This is a genomic window from Salmonella sp. SJTUF15591 (assembly GCF_043356435.1).
Taxonomy (GTDB): domain Bacteria; phylum Pseudomonadota; class Gammaproteobacteria; order Enterobacterales; family Enterobacteriaceae; genus Salmonella; species Salmonella enterica.
Genome location: NZ_JBEUJO010000001.1, coordinates 241,503 through 256,696, shown reverse-complemented (window position 1 = coordinate 256,696; position 15,194 = coordinate 241,503). Strand labels below are relative to the sequence as shown.

Sequence of the window (15,194 nt, the reverse complement as noted above, 5' to 3'; positions counted from 1 at the left end):
ATCACCTGAACCAGCGCCAGCCGCTTATCATGACGGAAATCACGCTTTGTCGGCTCATAATGTCTTCACGGATAGCGGTATAAACATGCGCAATGACGAAGGCGATAATGAACCACATGCCCAGCCGGTGCCAGAAATGTAGCGCGAGGCTATCGTTGCCAGTCAGGCGAATCATCCAGCCAAACCATTGATACGCCCAACTGTCTGTTCCAAGTCCTTCGCCATAGAGCGCAAAGCCGCTACACACCATCAGTACGGACATCCAGAAATAGAACATTACCGCCAGTCCCGCTACCGGATTATGTCCATAGTAACGATGGGCCTCTTTTTCGAGGAAAAAATACCAGCGGATTTCGCTGATAACGCCTTTGCGCCAGGCGCGGCGCCAGAACGGAACCAGAAACATCTCCCTGGCGTACTCATTGCCGACACATGCCCAGTAAATACGAAACAGCAGCGCGACAGTAAAAATATACGCCGTGGTAAAATGGATCAGTCGTATCCAGCCCATCCAAAACATAAAGGTCGCTTCACCTTGAATCGATGGCAGGGGGCGGCCAATGAAATATCCTGTAACAGCCAGGACGACAATGGATAACGCCGTGATCCAGTGCCATAAACGGACCGGCGCTTCATAGATATAGTACCCCTGGCTGGTTATTTCTTTGAGATGCATTGAGACCTCCGAATCGTCGTCATCGTACCTGAACCCTGACCAGCTCCCCTCCATGATTATCAATAACATGGGTGGAGCAGGCCAGGCAGGGATCGAAGCTGTGCAGAGTACGTAAAATCTCCAATGGTTGATCGGGAACGGCGAGTTTAGTCCCCATTAACGCCGCTTCGTACGCGCCAATTTGACCTTTATCGTCACGCGGCCCGGCATTCCAGGTTGTCGGTACCACACATTGATAGCTGTCGATTTTCTGATTTTCAATTTTTATCCAGTGCCCCAGCGCGCCGCGCGGCGCCTCGCTGAAACCAACGCCTTTTGCCGATGTAGGCCAGGTATCGGGTTCCCAGAGCGTGACGTTTGCCGTCGCCGTATCGCCGGACTTGAGGTTACGCATCAGACGATCGAAGAAATATTGCAGCGTATTGCCTGCCCATACGGATTCCAGCGCACGCGCGGCAGTACGTCCTAATGTAGAAAAGAGCGCTTCTTTAGGCAGCTTTAATACACTAAGCAGTTGATCCACAGGTTCTTTAAATTCCGGTTTATTTTGATGATATCCAATCAGATAACGCGCCAGCGGACCTACCTCCATCGCATGTCCCTTCCAGCGCGGCGATTTAATCCATGAATATTTAGCGGACTCATCCACCTGTTCGATAAAGGTTTTTGTGCCTTTATAGTGTTCGCCCATGACCAGTTGCGGTTCGGTCAGACCATCCCAGGGATGCAGGCCCTTATCGTTATTGCCGTTACCATAGGTATACCAGGAGTGAGTGACAAACTCCTGAATCTCATCGGGGGCGGTTAAATCGACAGGATGAATTTCGTCGAAACGACCGTTAATGATAGCCCCACGCGGAAGCAGAAGATTACTGGCGGAATAATCGTTAGGGTTATCCGGAAACTCGCCATAAGCCAGCAGGTTCATGCTCGATAACCCGCCGCCGATTTTTGCCCAGTCTTTGTAATAACTGGCAATCAGCAAGACGTCCGGAAGATAAACCTGTTCGCAGAACTGGCGAGCTTTTTGGATGATGGAACTGACAAGGTTCAGGCGTTCCATATTCACTGCGCCGACCGCGCCCGTTTCGTCAAGGTTGATGGCGCAAGGAACGCCGCCCACCAGCCAGTTAGGATGCGGGTTTTTACCACCGAAAACGGTGTGAATTTTTACGATCTCTTTTTGAAAATCGAGCGCTTCAAGATAGTGGGCGACCGCCAGCAAATTGGCTTCCGGCGGAAGTTTCATCGCCGGATGTCCCCAGTAGCCATTACGGAAAGGGCCAAGTTGACCGGACTCGATAAACCGCTTCAGTCGATTTTGCAAATCGCGGAAATATCCCGGCGAGGATAGCGGCCATGCGGAAAGGCTTTGCGCGATGGCGGAGGTCTGATGCGGGTCGGCTTTCAGGGCCGCAACCACATCAACCCAGTCCAGCGCGTGCAGATGATAAAAATGCACCAGGTGATCGTGAACGTGTAGCGTAGCCTGCATCATATTACGGATACAGTTTGCGTTGTCAGGAATCGCGATTCCCAGCGCATTTTCTACGGCACGGATTGAGGTCAGAGCGTGTGTACCGGTGCAGACGCCGCAAATGCGTTCAACGAATGCCCAGGCGTCTCGCGGATCGCGACCTTTCAGGATAACCTCCAGGCCGCGCCACATGGTGCCGGTCGACACAGCGTTAGTAATGACATTATTACTGTCGATATTCACTTCGCAACGCATATGCCCTTCGATGCGAGTAACCGGATCGACCACAATTCGCCGTCCGCTATTGTCCAGCGTAAAACCCTGAGTCTGATAAGGATATGCCATAATTATTTTTTCTCTTCCGGAGCGTTTTCTGATGACGTGTTGTTTTTATTACGGGCGTGTTTTATGGCGCTCACCGTGGCGTGAGCGATGGCGGCAGCGCCCGCGACGCCAGCAACGCCCAGTCCAATTTTATCGGCGGTAACCTCAATGCCGGTTTGCGGAATGCCCGTTGCCCGGCTGTAAAAAGAACCGTAATCCCAGAATCCATCTTCCGAACATCCGAGGCATCCATGACCCGACTGGATAGGAAAAGACACGCCATCATTCCAGCGAACGGTTGAACAGGCGTTATAGGTGGTCGGGCCTTTACAGCCCATCTTGTACAGGCAATACCCTTTTCTAGCGCCTTCGTCATCCCACGCTTCCACAAACTGACCGGCATCGAAATGCGCGCGTCGGTAACATTTGTCATGAATTCGCTGGCCATAAAACATTTTTGGTCGTCCAAGACGATCAAGGGGAGGGATGCGATCAAATGCCAGCATATAGGTGATAACGGCGGACATCACTTCAGGTATAGGCGGGCAGCCTGGCACTTTAATAATGGGTTTATCGGTAATTAATTTGTGAACCGGCGTGGCTTTAGTTGGGTTGGGACGGGCTGCCTGCACGCAGCCCCATGATGCGCAGGACCCCCAGGCGATAATCGCTTTAGCATCCGCGCTGACGCGTTTTAACTTCTCCAGGAACGGCTCGCCAGCCAGTATGCAAAACATCCCATCTTCATTCAGCGGCGCGTTACCTTCCACGGCAACGATATAATTTCCTTTGTACTCACGCATCACATCCGCCAACGCCTGCTCGGCTTGTTGCCCTGCGGCGGCCATAATGGTGTCGTCATAATCCAGGGAAATGAGCGACAAAATGGCATCTTTTGCCAACGGGTGCGCAGAGCGAATGAAAGATTCGGTACAACAGGTACATTCGAGACCATGCAGCCATATCACTGGCGTACGCGGTTTATTCTCCAGGGCATAAGCTATCTGAGGAATCATCGAACTGCTCAGGCCTAAAGACGTTGCGGTAAGGCTGCAAAACTTGAGGAAGCTACGCCTTGTCACGCCGTGTCTACGCATAACTTGATAAAATGTATCTTGTGTTTGCATAACGTTTATCCCAAACCACTATAGTTAGTGTGGGCATCATATGTTGCATTTCTTGTCTTTCTCAACGTGTTTTAGTAGCAATTATGTTTCTAATTCGTAACAACCGATTACATGTGTGCTACTCACATTCCTCAAAAACATAAATTAATTTAATGTTATTGGTGATGTGGAGTAAATATAGCGTTGTGAAGGTATCTATTAATGTTGATAAGATTTATTTATAACATGATGGGATTTTTTTAAATGGTCACACGGATAACGCGTTTTCATGTTAGTTCGCTGTGTTTAACTCTCCTTTAAACCCGTCAGTTAAATTTATTAGCTTGTAAAATAAGATCACAATTAATTACGTGCTGCATAACCATTGATAGGTTTAATTTAATATATTCATCCAATCCATTTTACAAACAAGGAGAGCATGATGAAAAAAAGTAAAGCAATGTTATTTATCGCTCCGGCGTTGTTTTCATACGCCCTGGCTGCACAGGCCTGCACAACCCTTGCTATTCAGGATAAACAAGGCGATGTTTTTCATGGACGTACGCTGGAATATATGCAGGATTTACCCTCATGGTTAACGTATTACCCGGCGGGAACACAGTTTGATAAAAAAACGCCGGATGGCAGCCAGGGGATAAGCTATCAGGCGAAGTATCCGATACTGGCCATTACTTCCACCATTACTGATGGCGATAGCAGAGACATACTTGAAGGCATGAATAGCGCGGGATTGTCATTTAGTGAAAACATGATCATGAATGCGCAGTTGCCGCCATTGCCGGCGAGTGAATATAAACAGGCAATTCCTGTCACCTCGTTGGGAGAATGGGCGCTGGCCCGTTTTGCTACTGTCGGCGAGGTAAAACAGGCAATAAAAGAGGGCAAATTCTGGTCACCGGAACTGCATCGGTTTGGCGATCTGAAATCGCCATTTCATTATGCGTTTTACGACAAGAAAGGAGGAAGCATTGTCGTTGAAGTTGAAAATGGCAAATTCCATGTCTATAACAATCCCACTCGCGTGATGACAAATGGTCCCGCATTCCCCTGGCATCTGACAAATCTGAATAATTATACGCAATTAACCAATGTGGACCGCTCTTCAGGCACATTGGGCGGGATAAAAGTGATGCAGCCTGATAGCGGGATTGCTATTGCAGACTTGCCATCGTCCGATACGTCGGTTTCCCGTTTTATACGCGGCGTTTATTACACCACATATGCGCCGCAAGCGACATCCGCCCACGATGCAATGAATACGCTTGCGCATATTATGAGCCGTTTCGATCGTCCGAAAAATATTACGGTTGATTATATGGGGAGTGAAGGGGAAGGCAACGCCACCCGCAAACCGGTCTCAGAATATACGGTCTGGACAACGCTATCTGACTTAACGCACGGTGAGATGATGGTGCGCGGCTACAATGATATCAACTATAAAACCTGGTCTCTTTCTCAGTTTAAGAACGCGACAGCGCCCGTGTTCGAGAAAATCAACGTCAAAGGATAAATAGCTCATCTCGGTTTAGTTTCCCCGGTAGTCTCGGCGAAGGTAATGGAGGCTACCGGCGGTTGCTTCTCTTTATCATGCACGGTAATTAATTATCACGATCACCAGCGCCAGGATGGTATGCTAAATCCATTCAAAATCCCCTGGATATGGATTGGAGGGCGCATGGTTATACCTGAGGTCAGGCAGGAGAGGCTCTATCAGAAGATAGCCAACCTCATCATTAAGCTGATCAATGATAATATTTTTCCACCGGGAACTTTTTTACCGCCAGAACGCGAACTGGCAAAACAGCTTGGCGTGAGCCGCGCCTCCTTGCGAGAAGCCCTTATTGTACTGGAGATCTCGGGATGGATCGTGATTCAGTCCGGTAATGGGGTTATCGTTTCAGATAAAAAACACCTTGCCAGCGACTATACCATCGAAGAAATTCTCTCTACTCGCGAGCTGGTCGATAGCCATTGTGCGCGCTTAGCCGCACAAAACGATAACGTTGACGTCATCAACCAAATAGAGGCGATTTATCATCGTATGGATCAAGCCATTAACGATAATAATGTCCACGGCTTTTACTCGCTGGATAAAGAGTTTCACCTTGCGATCTCTGAGGCCAGCCGTAACCGGGTGTTGTTCGATATGTCCCGTATGTTATGGGAACAACGGATTAATATCCCTTATGCCGGGCTTGATGAGCAGTCTGGAGACAGAAATGTTTTACTTAATCTCAACAAACAACATAAAGCGATAGTGGATGCGATGCGCCAGTCTGATGCTGACAGCGCCTATGAGGGATCGCTGGAACATTTACGCTATGTGAGAAAGATTGTCGGCGGCTAAGTTTGTCGGTAAATAACACCGCATGGCGGTCATGCCATGCGGTGGAGCTTGCCGTAAATCAATGGAAAACAGCATTAATCTTTAAGTAGCGCTCCGGATAGCGATCAAGTTCTTTAACTGCATCAGGGATCTCATCAAGATTGACGACCTTACTGACAACATCTTGCGGATTAATCTCCAGCGTTGACAGCATGCGTAATGCCTCATCAAATTCACCGGCACTGGTGCGGGAGCCGCGTAAATCCAGTTCTTTGTAGGTGATCAGGTTCGTCGGCAGCGACGTTTCCTGTTTTGGCCATCCGGTAAACGAAATACGACCAGCAAACGATGCTAAATCAAGCGTATTTCGAATAGCGCTATTTGCGCCGGAGGCTTCTATCACGACCTGCGCCATGGTGCCGTGGGTGATATTTTTAATAACGTCGATAACCTGATCGTCAGCGGCGTTCAGTACATAAGGAACGCCAAGCTTTTGCGCATAGCGTAGCCTTTCTTCCACAATATCGATCAGAATAGGCGTTGCCTTGTAATGACGCGCGCTTAATGCCGCCATAAGACCAATGGCCCCCGCGCCGATGATGGCAACATATTCCCCAGCCTTAACGTTTGCCCGATGCAGCGCGTGCAGAGCGATAGTCAGCGGTTCTGCCAGCGGCGCCATTTCAGAAGGCACATTATCTGGTATTTTATGAATTAAATGTGCGGGATGAGTAACCACCTCCTGCATTGCGCCATCGACATGCACGCCAATGACGTTTAAATTTTCACAACAGTTAGTTCTGCCGACAGAGCAAGGGTAGCAGTGACCACAATAAATATAGGGGTCAACAATCACGCGGTCGCCTTTTTTAATATTGTCCGGCATTCCGGTACCTTCCTGAAGAACAATTCCGGTCACTTCATGCCCAATAATTCTTGGGTAAGTAACCAGTGGGTTCGTTCCACGAAAAGCCCCGATATCCGATCCGCAAATGCCTGCGGCATCAACCTTAATTAATACTTCATTTTCTTTCTTATGGGGATAATCCACCCAGCGGGTTTCAACTTCACCAGGCTTATTAATGAACACAGCTTTGACTTTCATTGGCTTTGAATCCTTTACTTTTTACAAACACGAAGACCAACAGGCTTGAAACGATAGCGATAGCACCAGCCAGATAGAACGCATAGTCATATTTACCGCTAAATTGAACGATAAAACCGGTGACAAGCGGACCGATAATGCCGGATATATTAGCCAGGCCATGCATGGCTCCGCCGACGCTCCCTACCTTATCTTTATGAACAACATCCTGAATAACCGCCCAATAAATTGGGCCCGTTAAATAGAGCAGGAAGAGTGAAACTGACATGAGCGTAATTGCGCTACCGATAGTGCTAACAGTACCGGAAACGGCAACACATACCGCTGCGCCTGCCAGACATACGCCCAGAATAAGTCGACGTGAGAGCAGAGCATTACCGGTAATCCGATAAATTACATCAGAACAGACGCCGCCGAGCACCATACCAATCGCGCCGATGACCCAGGGAATTACCGTGGCGATACTAATTTCTTTAATATCGAGATGTAACGAATGGTTCAGGTAACTTGGGAACCAGGTCAGGAAGAAAAAAAGAATATAGTTGTAGCTGAAAAAAGCCAGAGTTGTTGCCCATACCATTGGTTGTTTCATGTAATAGCCGAGTGAAGGCGTAGCCCGGCCATCATCAGATAAAATAACGTCCTCATGATTTTCAAAATCAATGCGTTCTTCCGGCGCCAGGCGTTTACTCATTGTTGGCTTATCGCTAACGATAAAGTACCACAGTAGTACCCAGACCAGGCCAAATAAGAAAATAATGCCAAATGCGGGGCGCCAGCCTAAGGATAACGCCAGCAGGCCCACTATCGGCCCGGACACCGCGCCGCCGAGCGGGGAACCGGCGCTAAAAATTCCGATCGCCGTGGCAGACTCCTTTCGGGAAATCCAGTTATTGATGATTTTATTTCCGGCAGCGCTGACCGGTCCTTCAGCCATACCGAAAAGAACGCGCACGATAAGCATTGTCCACAATCCGGTGACCAAACCAGTTAAGCCACAAAATACAGACCATAGTAACGCTGCGATGAGAAAAACCGTTTTTGGCCCAACTTTATCGCTGGCCCAGCCACCAATAAAATTAAACAGGGCGTATCCGATAAAAAATGCGCTGAAGATCATTCCCATCTCCGCGGCGTTAAATCCTAACTCCTTTTCGATCAAGGGGGCAGTTATCGACAATGCTGAACGATCCATATAGTTGAGCATGTAAACTATAAATAGAAGAAAAACGATAAGCCATCCCATTGTTTTTCTTTTCATGATTAATCCTCTTATTGTGGTCTAGCGGCCTGACCACAATATTTTAAGGTTATTTTCAAATCACCTCTCTTGTGGTTAGAACGTGATCAATATAACAAAAATTTATCGCAGAGGATTTTTATCCATCGCAAGCGTGATGGATAAAATTATTTAAAATCAGACAATTACTTGAAAATTCAATCGAGGCTATCGTTTTCCCCTAATCCACGCCCCGGTAACGTTTGACATGCGGCGTTAACGGAAGGTGGTGCTGTCTGTGGGTATTTTTCATCGGGCGTAATATAAACCTGACTCGTGGCGACATAGCCATCATTAAAAGTGGCTTCGATATAGGTAGCTTCCCAACCTGTCTTCGGTTCATTTAACGTAATACTGATCTTATTGTTGGCGGGAATATCTATTGTAAGCGGCTGATAGCGGATGCCACAGGCATAACGGAAATCACGCGCATTTGGATTGTTGGCTGTCCAGCGAACGACTTTTACCGGCGCTTCTGAGAAATAGACCGTAAGAAGATGGTGGTGAATAAGGCCGATCAACTGTGGTAATGTTTTTTTACTTTGGAACCTATTAATAAATGGAACGAGGCTTTCTTCAGCGAACTGGTTAATTGAGTAGTGGTTCATATTAGGCACTATACGTAATGATTTTACGCCAGGAAGTTTGCTATAATAAAAGCGAGTATTGTCTGGTACGAAAAAATCATCGCCACTTGCATTAATAATATATTTCGGTATTGCAAGGCGGGGTTGATAAATAGTGTTGAGATATCTTAGCGGATCTATTATTTGCCTTAGTTGGGTAAAAGTGGGGGATTTTATTTTCTCATCTATGCCTTGCTGGTAGTAGGGATAGAATGTAATGGGCCAATTTCCACCGTATGATTGATAAATATGCTCAAGTGAAGCATCAATATCAAGTAGATCAATGGCGAAGGGAACAATTGCTTCAACATCAGGATCGGCAATAGCTGACAACCAGGTGGTCCACCCACGCTTTGAAATACCTGTAATGATAAATGAATTTATATTCCATTGCGTTAACTCCTTTTTTGCTAATCTCATCGCTTGCGATATGGCAGTGACCATAGGAATATTTAAAGGCATTAACTCACGTTGCTCCGGCGCTTCCATAAATAATGCCCAGCTTCGGGAAACGCTCTCGTCCTCTTTCAGTGGTTTTTTATCATCCTGAAAGGTTAAATATTGGTTAGGTATATCACTCACTGATATTACGATGGTATTCGTATCACGGGCGATGCTTACCAGTGTTTCCTGAGGGAAATCACCAGGTTTACCAGTGATTTGTACGCCTTTATCATAATTAATTCCGTTGTTTACAACCACCAAAGCATGGTGCTCTTTTGCCGTTTCAGGGATATAAATATCAACGTTATGTCGCCATTGCGCAGGGGTTACCATGTCATCTGGCGACCAGTGTTGCGATAGTAATTCATAGTGTCTGACTACCACCTGTGCTAATGGAGCTGTATTAATCAAGGTATATTTTAGCGGTGTGCCTGAAATCTGCTCCCGGTAGTCGGGGAGAACATGAGACAAATCACACTCCGGGCTGTTTCGACAAAAGAAGATGTTGTTATGAAGTAGTGTATAAACTTTTGTAGAAATAAAAAACAGTACGATAACAACGAGATATATTTTTTTCATGCTTTCCCCGCGCGTTACAAGGGCAAATGCCAGCCAGCATAATTTCCATAAATACCTCTTAAACATTCAATATAAGTACAATACTTTTGATAAATAACGGAAGAAGGGAACAATAATATTTGTGACGTTGTCACATTATTCTGTTTCTGGTTTCACTATTAGCGGTGAACTTTTTGAAAGGTAAATCATTGCCGTCACCAGACCAATAATGGCGACAGCGATAGCTATACCGATCCAGACGCCATACAGGGCATAACCCAGGACCAATCCGCCCAATACGGGGGATATAAAATCAGCGATTGCGATTAATGCCTGTGCCGTTCCGATGACGATACCTTGTCGGGCAGGCGATACATGGACGGACAAGGCGGCAAGATAAGTGGGTTTGGCTAGCGCATCAGCGATGCTAATACAAACGATAGCAAAAATAAGCACTGGTATGGTCGTGGCGATACCCGCAGTGAGAAATCCAGTACAAAGAAGGGCGAAGATGAGGATAATTAGCTTTCGCTCCGAAAAATATTGGCTCACCCAACCTAACAGAAATAGCTGAACGAAAATATTAATAACCCCGTCCGCCATTAACAGGTAGCTTAACGCTTTTGGCCCAAAGGGAAGCCCATTCCAGATGAAGGTGTCAGAAAGAAAAACAGGTAATTGTGAAGAGTACATGCCATAGGCGAAGAAATGACAAAGCATTACGATGATTAAGACGCGAAGGACTGGTATCTTTAAAATAGCGCGGGCAGAGAACGCCGCTATTTTATCTGTGGTACGTGATGTTGTGGAATGGTCTTTTAACCCCCAAATCGCGACCAGGGCAGACCCAAGGACAAGTATAAAGGCGGCGTAGATCGGCGCGCTCAGACTGATACGCGATAGCCACCCGGAAACGCCTGCCCCGACAATACCGCCTAAACCAATGCAGCCTGTGAGGATACCGATTGCCTGACGCCGATTTCTGACGTGTGTACAATCGGCAATATAGGCTGCGGCGGCTGACAAATTCCCGGCGCTAATGCCAAAAAGCGTGCGGGCGAGCAGGATAAACAGGATACATTGCGCGTTGGCGAGTAATAGTAGACTTATCGCCGCAATAGCCAGCGTGACAATCAGTATTCGCTTGCGGCCAACGCGATCGGAAAGGTGGCCAATCAGGGGCGCTGCACAAAATTGGCTAAAAGCCTCAGTGGCGATGATGATTCCAATGATAAGCGGCGAACCGCCCATCTCGCGGATATAAAAAGGCAGTACCGACATCACAGCCGCTGTACTGGCGGCGTAAAGGCCGACAAGCAGGAAAACAGGCAAAATACGCCGCTTGTTGAGCGGGGTGATAGTTTCGCTGTCGGTGTTCTCATAGACATTAGTATTCATCTTTAATCCCAATGGCAAAACGAGAGAGATAATTTTCAATATCGTTGCTCTGTTTGCCGTGAAAGAATGCGCCGACATAGCCATCGGGTCGGATCAGCACGCATTGACCCGGGGCCAGATGATAGGACTCCCGGAAGTGCCCCAGGGTATCGATGAGCTCGTCCTGCTCGCCAATGTGATGAATACGCAGACCTCGCCGCGCATCGATGACCTTACCGTGGGTTTCGTAGGCCAACAGATTCCAGTCCGGACCTTGTAGTAACTGAAATAATCGTAATGATTGGCCGCCGGCGCCCAAAAGAGGAGCATCCGGAGCTCTTTCTCCCGCTTGTAACCCATGCTGACGTTCGGGCAACGTGTGGGCTAAGGGGGAGTTGGTATACTGGATGTCAAGTTGTTGAACGTCGCGTTCTCGTTTGATGCCACCCTGTTTTTGAGAGTCAAGTAATCGGGTAGAAAGGTGGAGCAGTGATTCGGCTACCGGGCGGCGTTCCTGTTCATAGCTATCGAGAAGCTCTTCTCCTGCGCCCCGTAGCGAGGCTGCCATTTTCCATCCCAGGTTATAGGCATCCTGGATGCTGGTATTTAACCCTTGCCCACCCGTCGGCGGATGCACATGAGCGGCATCACCGGCTAAAAATACCTTACCCACACGGTAATGTTCCGCTATGCGCGCATTCATCTGGTACTTCGATACCCAGGGAATCGAATGGATGCGAACATCCGTCCGCCCGATTCGTTCAGTAAGAAAAGCCGTGAGCACGTCGGCTGAGAAATTCTGCGAGTCGTCCGGGGCCAACAACGCCTGGATTTGAAAGAGCTGCGTGCCGGCGAGAGGGCAAATCGTTATCATCCGCGCCATATCGCCATCGTTAAAATGGTGCCATACATCCCGGTTCAGACCGGAAAGCGAAGCGTCAGCCACAAGCGCATGGATTCCCAACGTACGGCCGGGGAAGCTGACGCCTAATTTCTTTCTGACAAAGCTTCCGCCGCCATCCGCGCCTATCAAATAATGCGCGATGATGACCTCTTCTCCAGCCGGCCCGGCAACATACGCGGTGACCGTGCGTGGGGTTTGCGCAAAATGTCGTAACTCGCAGCCGAACTCCACCCGGTGTCCCCACGCTTTTAATTGCTCCCGCATAATCGTTTCTGTCACGTTCTGTGGAACCATCAATGGCAGGTGGTAGGGTTCGGCGTGGGTCGGTTTTGTATGATGCGCAATATCTGAATCTACGTAGCTTCCGTCGTGACGGTAGGTTCGTAATCGGGGATAGAGCCCGCCGGCGGCGACCACTTTATTGAGTATCCCAAGATCCTCGAAGATTTCTTGCGTTCGCGGCTGAATACCCTTACCGCGGGAACCGGTAAAAGGCGTCGTTCTTTTCTCAATCAGGCGAAATGAGATCCCGTGACGCGCCAGTTCGATGGCTAAAGTAAGCCCGGTTACGCCAGCGCCGCAGATCAGTACATCTGTAGTGGTGTATCTTGTCATCGTCTCTCCGATATGTGTATTATGCACATAAGAGGAGACATGCTATGTCAGAAAATAAAAATGTGCAAGATACACATATTTCCGAGCAAATGAAGGCGCTTCACGGTGCGTTGATTCGCGTGGTAAGCGCGCTTAACCGGCCTCGTAATGATGAGAAATTAATTGCAGAAGCGGGGATTCAACTCGATCGCGCGCTATTTTCGATCCTTATTAGTATCGAACGTTTAGGGCCGATTGGCGTTGTTGAGTTAGCCGAACGTGCCGGTCGTGATTATACGACGGTAAGCCGACAGGTCGCCAAACTGGAGAAGCTGGGATTGATAATACGGCAACATAATGCCATCGATCGTCGTATACGCGAGGCCGTTATTTCCCGGACAGGAAAGGCGATGACGGAGCGTATAGACGCTGCGCGAGAGCAAATGGGCAAAGTTGTTTTTAAAGACTGGCCTCAGGATGAACTTGATGTCTTTGTTCGGTTAATGCAAAAGTTTGCCGATGCAATGGATAGCGATGCTTCAATGCCGGAATAAGCAAAAGAAAAGGGCGGTCAAATCCGATCGTCCAGGTTAATATCGGTATCTGACATTGATTAAATAGCCAGCAAAGTAAATATAATAACAACATTTATTGAGTTAATTTTCACCCTTTGAAAGGCCAACGTATACTGCAGAATACGGCTATATAACAATCGCCGTATCAATGGTTTTTCAAAGGGTAAATATATGCTTACCGAAAAATATGATTTTCGCATTACCGATCAGATGACTATCCCACTCAGACCTCATTGGATAGCCAATGATTCATACAGGGAAAAGTGTAAAATGCTTGTCCTCAACCGGAGTAAAGGGGAAATTCATAAGGTAGACTTTAGTAAATTAACAGATTATATCAAAGAAGGTGATGTAATCTGTTTTAACGACAGTACTATAATAAACCATATGTTTATCTGTAAAACAAGACAGAATAAGTTAATTAAAATTGTTTTAGAGGGATTTTTACCAAATAATAGAGTAATTATTTCCGGACTTTTAAAAGAAAGGCTTAACGCGAATGATGTTTTCTATTTGGTTGATAACCCTGAAATTTCCATTAAGATAGAGCAAAAGTTTAGCGAAGAGAGCCAGTACCGGGCCGTCGTGGAAAATCATGAGGCCTTAATTTGCTATTTAGCCAGTCATGGTGAGCGTCTTGATGAGTATGTGGATTCCAGCCTATTTTATAAATATCCAGATGCTTACCGTTCCGTTTTTTCTAAAAAGTATGGTTCTTTGGAAATACCTTCTGCCGGCATTCATTTTACCTGGGATCTTATCCAAAAAATCAAAGATAAAGGTGGGTTAATATCTTTTATTACTTTACATGTTGCATCAACAGAAATGTTGTCCAACAGAAAAATACAAACAAAATGTGTAGAGGAAGTGACTATCAACGAAGAATACTACGAGGTTCCGCAAGCAACAGCGGATATCATTAATACTGCGAAGCAAAATGGCGGACGTATTTTTGCCGTAGGAACTACCGTTACACGATGCCTGGAGTCCGCGTATTCGAGGGAGCACAATTGCCTAAAAGCAAGTTCTGGCTGGACTGCGCTTTATATACATCCAGGTTATCAACTGAAAGTGGTTGACTGCCTGCTAACGAACTTACATCAGCCAAAAACGACGCATATGGTGTTAACCGGTCAGTTTGCTGGGGTTGATCTACTCATGAAGGCCTATGCCTCAGAAGATATCCAGTCATGTCAGTTCGATATGTTTGGTGATTGCATGTTAATCATACAGGATGTAGGGTAGGGATGAATAAAATAAAACCGGTACACATAATGCTACCGGTTTTACCGAGAATAAGCATCAGGGGATTCGGGCAATAACCTTTATTTCGAAATCAAAGCCGGCCAGCCAGTTAACGCCAACAGCGGTCCAGTTAGGATAAGGGGGATGGGCAAATATCTCCTGTTTCACCGCCATCACGTCGTTAAGTTGTTGCTCTGGATCGGTATGGAAGGTGGTGACATCCACTATGTCATCGAAGGTGCATCCTGCTGCAGTCAGTGTTGCTTTCAGGTTTTCAAAAGCAAGCCTCACTTGTTTTTGAAAATCAGGCTCCGGCGTTCCGTCTGTGTGACTGCCTACCTGGCCTGAAACAAACAGTAAATCACCAGAACGGATGGCTGCGGAATACCCATGTTCCTCATACAGAGAATGGCGGTCAGCAGGAAAAACCGCGATACGTTGCGTCATAATGTTATCCTCAGATAGCGTAAACACTCCGGGCGGGAATAAAATGAATGTCACATACACAACGTAGGCCATAGTTTCATATACGTGGCATATGTCAAGGTGCCGTCACA

General features: G+C 47.2%; 13 protein-coding genes. 4 read left to right on the top strand and 9 right to left on the bottom strand.

Features of this window, described 5'->3' with window-relative positions:
• Position 1: 1 nt before the first annotated feature.
• Genes cybH through ABVM99_RS01175 form a run of 3 tightly spaced genes read right to left on the bottom strand, consistent with a single transcriptional unit; the run spans position 2 to position 3,604 of the window.
• On the bottom strand, positions 2 to 745 hold the full coding sequence (cybH, locus tag ABVM99_RS01185; RefSeq protein ID WP_000924456.1) for a Ni/Fe-hydrogenase, b-type cytochrome subunit: 744 nt from the start codon (positions 743 to 745) through the stop codon (positions 2 to 4).
• The gene (locus ABVM99_RS01180) at positions 696 to 2,498 is read right to left on the bottom strand and encodes a nickel-dependent hydrogenase large subunit (protein WP_000331200.1); all 1,803 of its coding nucleotides are present in this window, start codon (positions 2,496 to 2,498) and stop codon (positions 696 to 698) included. Before ABVM99_RS01180 ends, cybH begins: the two co-directional genes overlap by 50 nt.
• Before the next feature lie 2 nt (positions 2,499 to 2,500).
• The gene (locus ABVM99_RS01175) at positions 2,501 to 3,604 is read right to left on the bottom strand and encodes a hydrogenase small subunit (protein ID WP_023195717.1); all 1,104 of its coding nucleotides are present in this window, start codon (positions 3,602 to 3,604) and stop codon (positions 2,501 to 2,503) included.
• Positions 3,605 to 4,022: 418 nt separating this feature from the next.
• Here ABVM99_RS01175 and ABVM99_RS01170 point away from each other — a divergent pair, with 418 nt between their 5' ends.
• Together ABVM99_RS01170 and ABVM99_RS01165 are read left to right on the top strand one after the other, a co-directional pair.
• Positions 4,023 to 5,114 (top strand): choloylglycine hydrolase family protein, encoded by a 1,092-nt coding sequence (locus ABVM99_RS01170; RefSeq protein WP_023195718.1) that lies wholly within the window; start codon positions 4,023 to 4,025, stop codon positions 5,112 to 5,114.
• A 45-nt stretch (positions 5,115 to 5,159) separates the two neighbouring features.
• Positions 5,160 to 5,951: a FadR/GntR family transcriptional regulator gene (locus ABVM99_RS01165; protein WP_000388417.1), complete on the top strand. Its 792-nt coding sequence runs from the start codon at positions 5,160 to 5,162 to the stop codon at positions 5,949 to 5,951.
• A gap of 58 nt (positions 5,952 to 6,009) precedes the next feature.
• Here ABVM99_RS01165 and ABVM99_RS01160 read toward each other — a convergent pair whose 3' ends face one another.
• The 5 genes from ABVM99_RS01160 to ABVM99_RS01140 all read right to left on the bottom strand — a co-directional run bounded on the left by ABVM99_RS01160 (position 6,010) and on the right by ABVM99_RS01140 (position 12,838).
• Positions 6,010 to 7,035, bottom strand: coding sequence for a zinc-binding alcohol dehydrogenase family protein (locus tag ABVM99_RS01160; protein ID WP_023195720.1), 1,026 nt, complete (start codon positions 7,033 to 7,035; stop codon positions 6,010 to 6,012).
• On the bottom strand, positions 7,010 to 8,296 hold the full coding sequence (locus ABVM99_RS01155) for an MFS transporter (protein WP_000824240.1): 1,287 nt from the start codon (positions 8,294 to 8,296) through the stop codon (positions 7,010 to 7,012). Before ABVM99_RS01155 ends, ABVM99_RS01160 begins: the two co-directional genes overlap by 26 nt.
• 176 nt (positions 8,297 to 8,472) lie before the next feature.
• The gene (locus tag ABVM99_RS01150) at positions 8,473 to 10,029 is read right to left on the bottom strand and encodes a PhoPQ-activated pathogenicity-related family protein (protein ID WP_072101834.1); all 1,557 of its coding nucleotides are present in this window, start codon (positions 10,027 to 10,029) and stop codon (positions 8,473 to 8,475) included.
• 69 nt (positions 10,030 to 10,098) lie between these two features.
• The gene (locus ABVM99_RS01145) at positions 10,099 to 11,340 is read right to left on the bottom strand and encodes an MFS transporter (RefSeq protein ID WP_023195722.1); all 1,242 of its coding nucleotides are present in this window, start codon (positions 11,338 to 11,340) and stop codon (positions 10,099 to 10,101) included.
• Complete coding sequence (locus tag ABVM99_RS01140) at positions 11,330 to 12,838, bottom strand: FAD-dependent oxidoreductase (protein ID WP_017441357.1); 1,509 nt, start codon at positions 12,836 to 12,838, stop codon at positions 11,330 to 11,332. The genes ABVM99_RS01145 and ABVM99_RS01140 overlap by 11 nt, the downstream gene beginning before the upstream one ends.
• 44 nt (positions 12,839 to 12,882) lie before the next feature.
• Between ABVM99_RS01140 and ABVM99_RS01135 the strand changes: the two genes are divergently transcribed.
• Both ABVM99_RS01135 and ABVM99_RS01130 read left to right on the top strand, forming a co-directional pair.
• Complete coding sequence (locus tag ABVM99_RS01135) at positions 12,883 to 13,371, top strand: MarR family winged helix-turn-helix transcriptional regulator (protein ID WP_001293634.1); 489 nt, start codon at positions 12,883 to 12,885, stop codon at positions 13,369 to 13,371.
• Positions 13,372 to 13,563: 192 nt separating this feature from the next.
• Positions 13,564 to 14,637 (top strand): S-adenosylmethionine:tRNA ribosyltransferase-isomerase, encoded by a 1,074-nt coding sequence (locus ABVM99_RS01130; RefSeq protein WP_023195708.1) that lies wholly within the window; start codon positions 13,564 to 13,566, stop codon positions 14,635 to 14,637.
• 57 nt (positions 14,638 to 14,694) lie between these two features.
• Here ABVM99_RS01130 and ABVM99_RS01125 read toward each other — a convergent pair whose 3' ends face one another.
• Complete coding sequence (locus ABVM99_RS01125) at positions 14,695 to 15,084, bottom strand: RidA family protein (RefSeq protein ID WP_023195707.1); 390 nt, start codon at positions 15,082 to 15,084, stop codon at positions 14,695 to 14,697.
• Between the last annotated feature and the right edge of the window lie 110 nt (positions 15,085 to 15,194).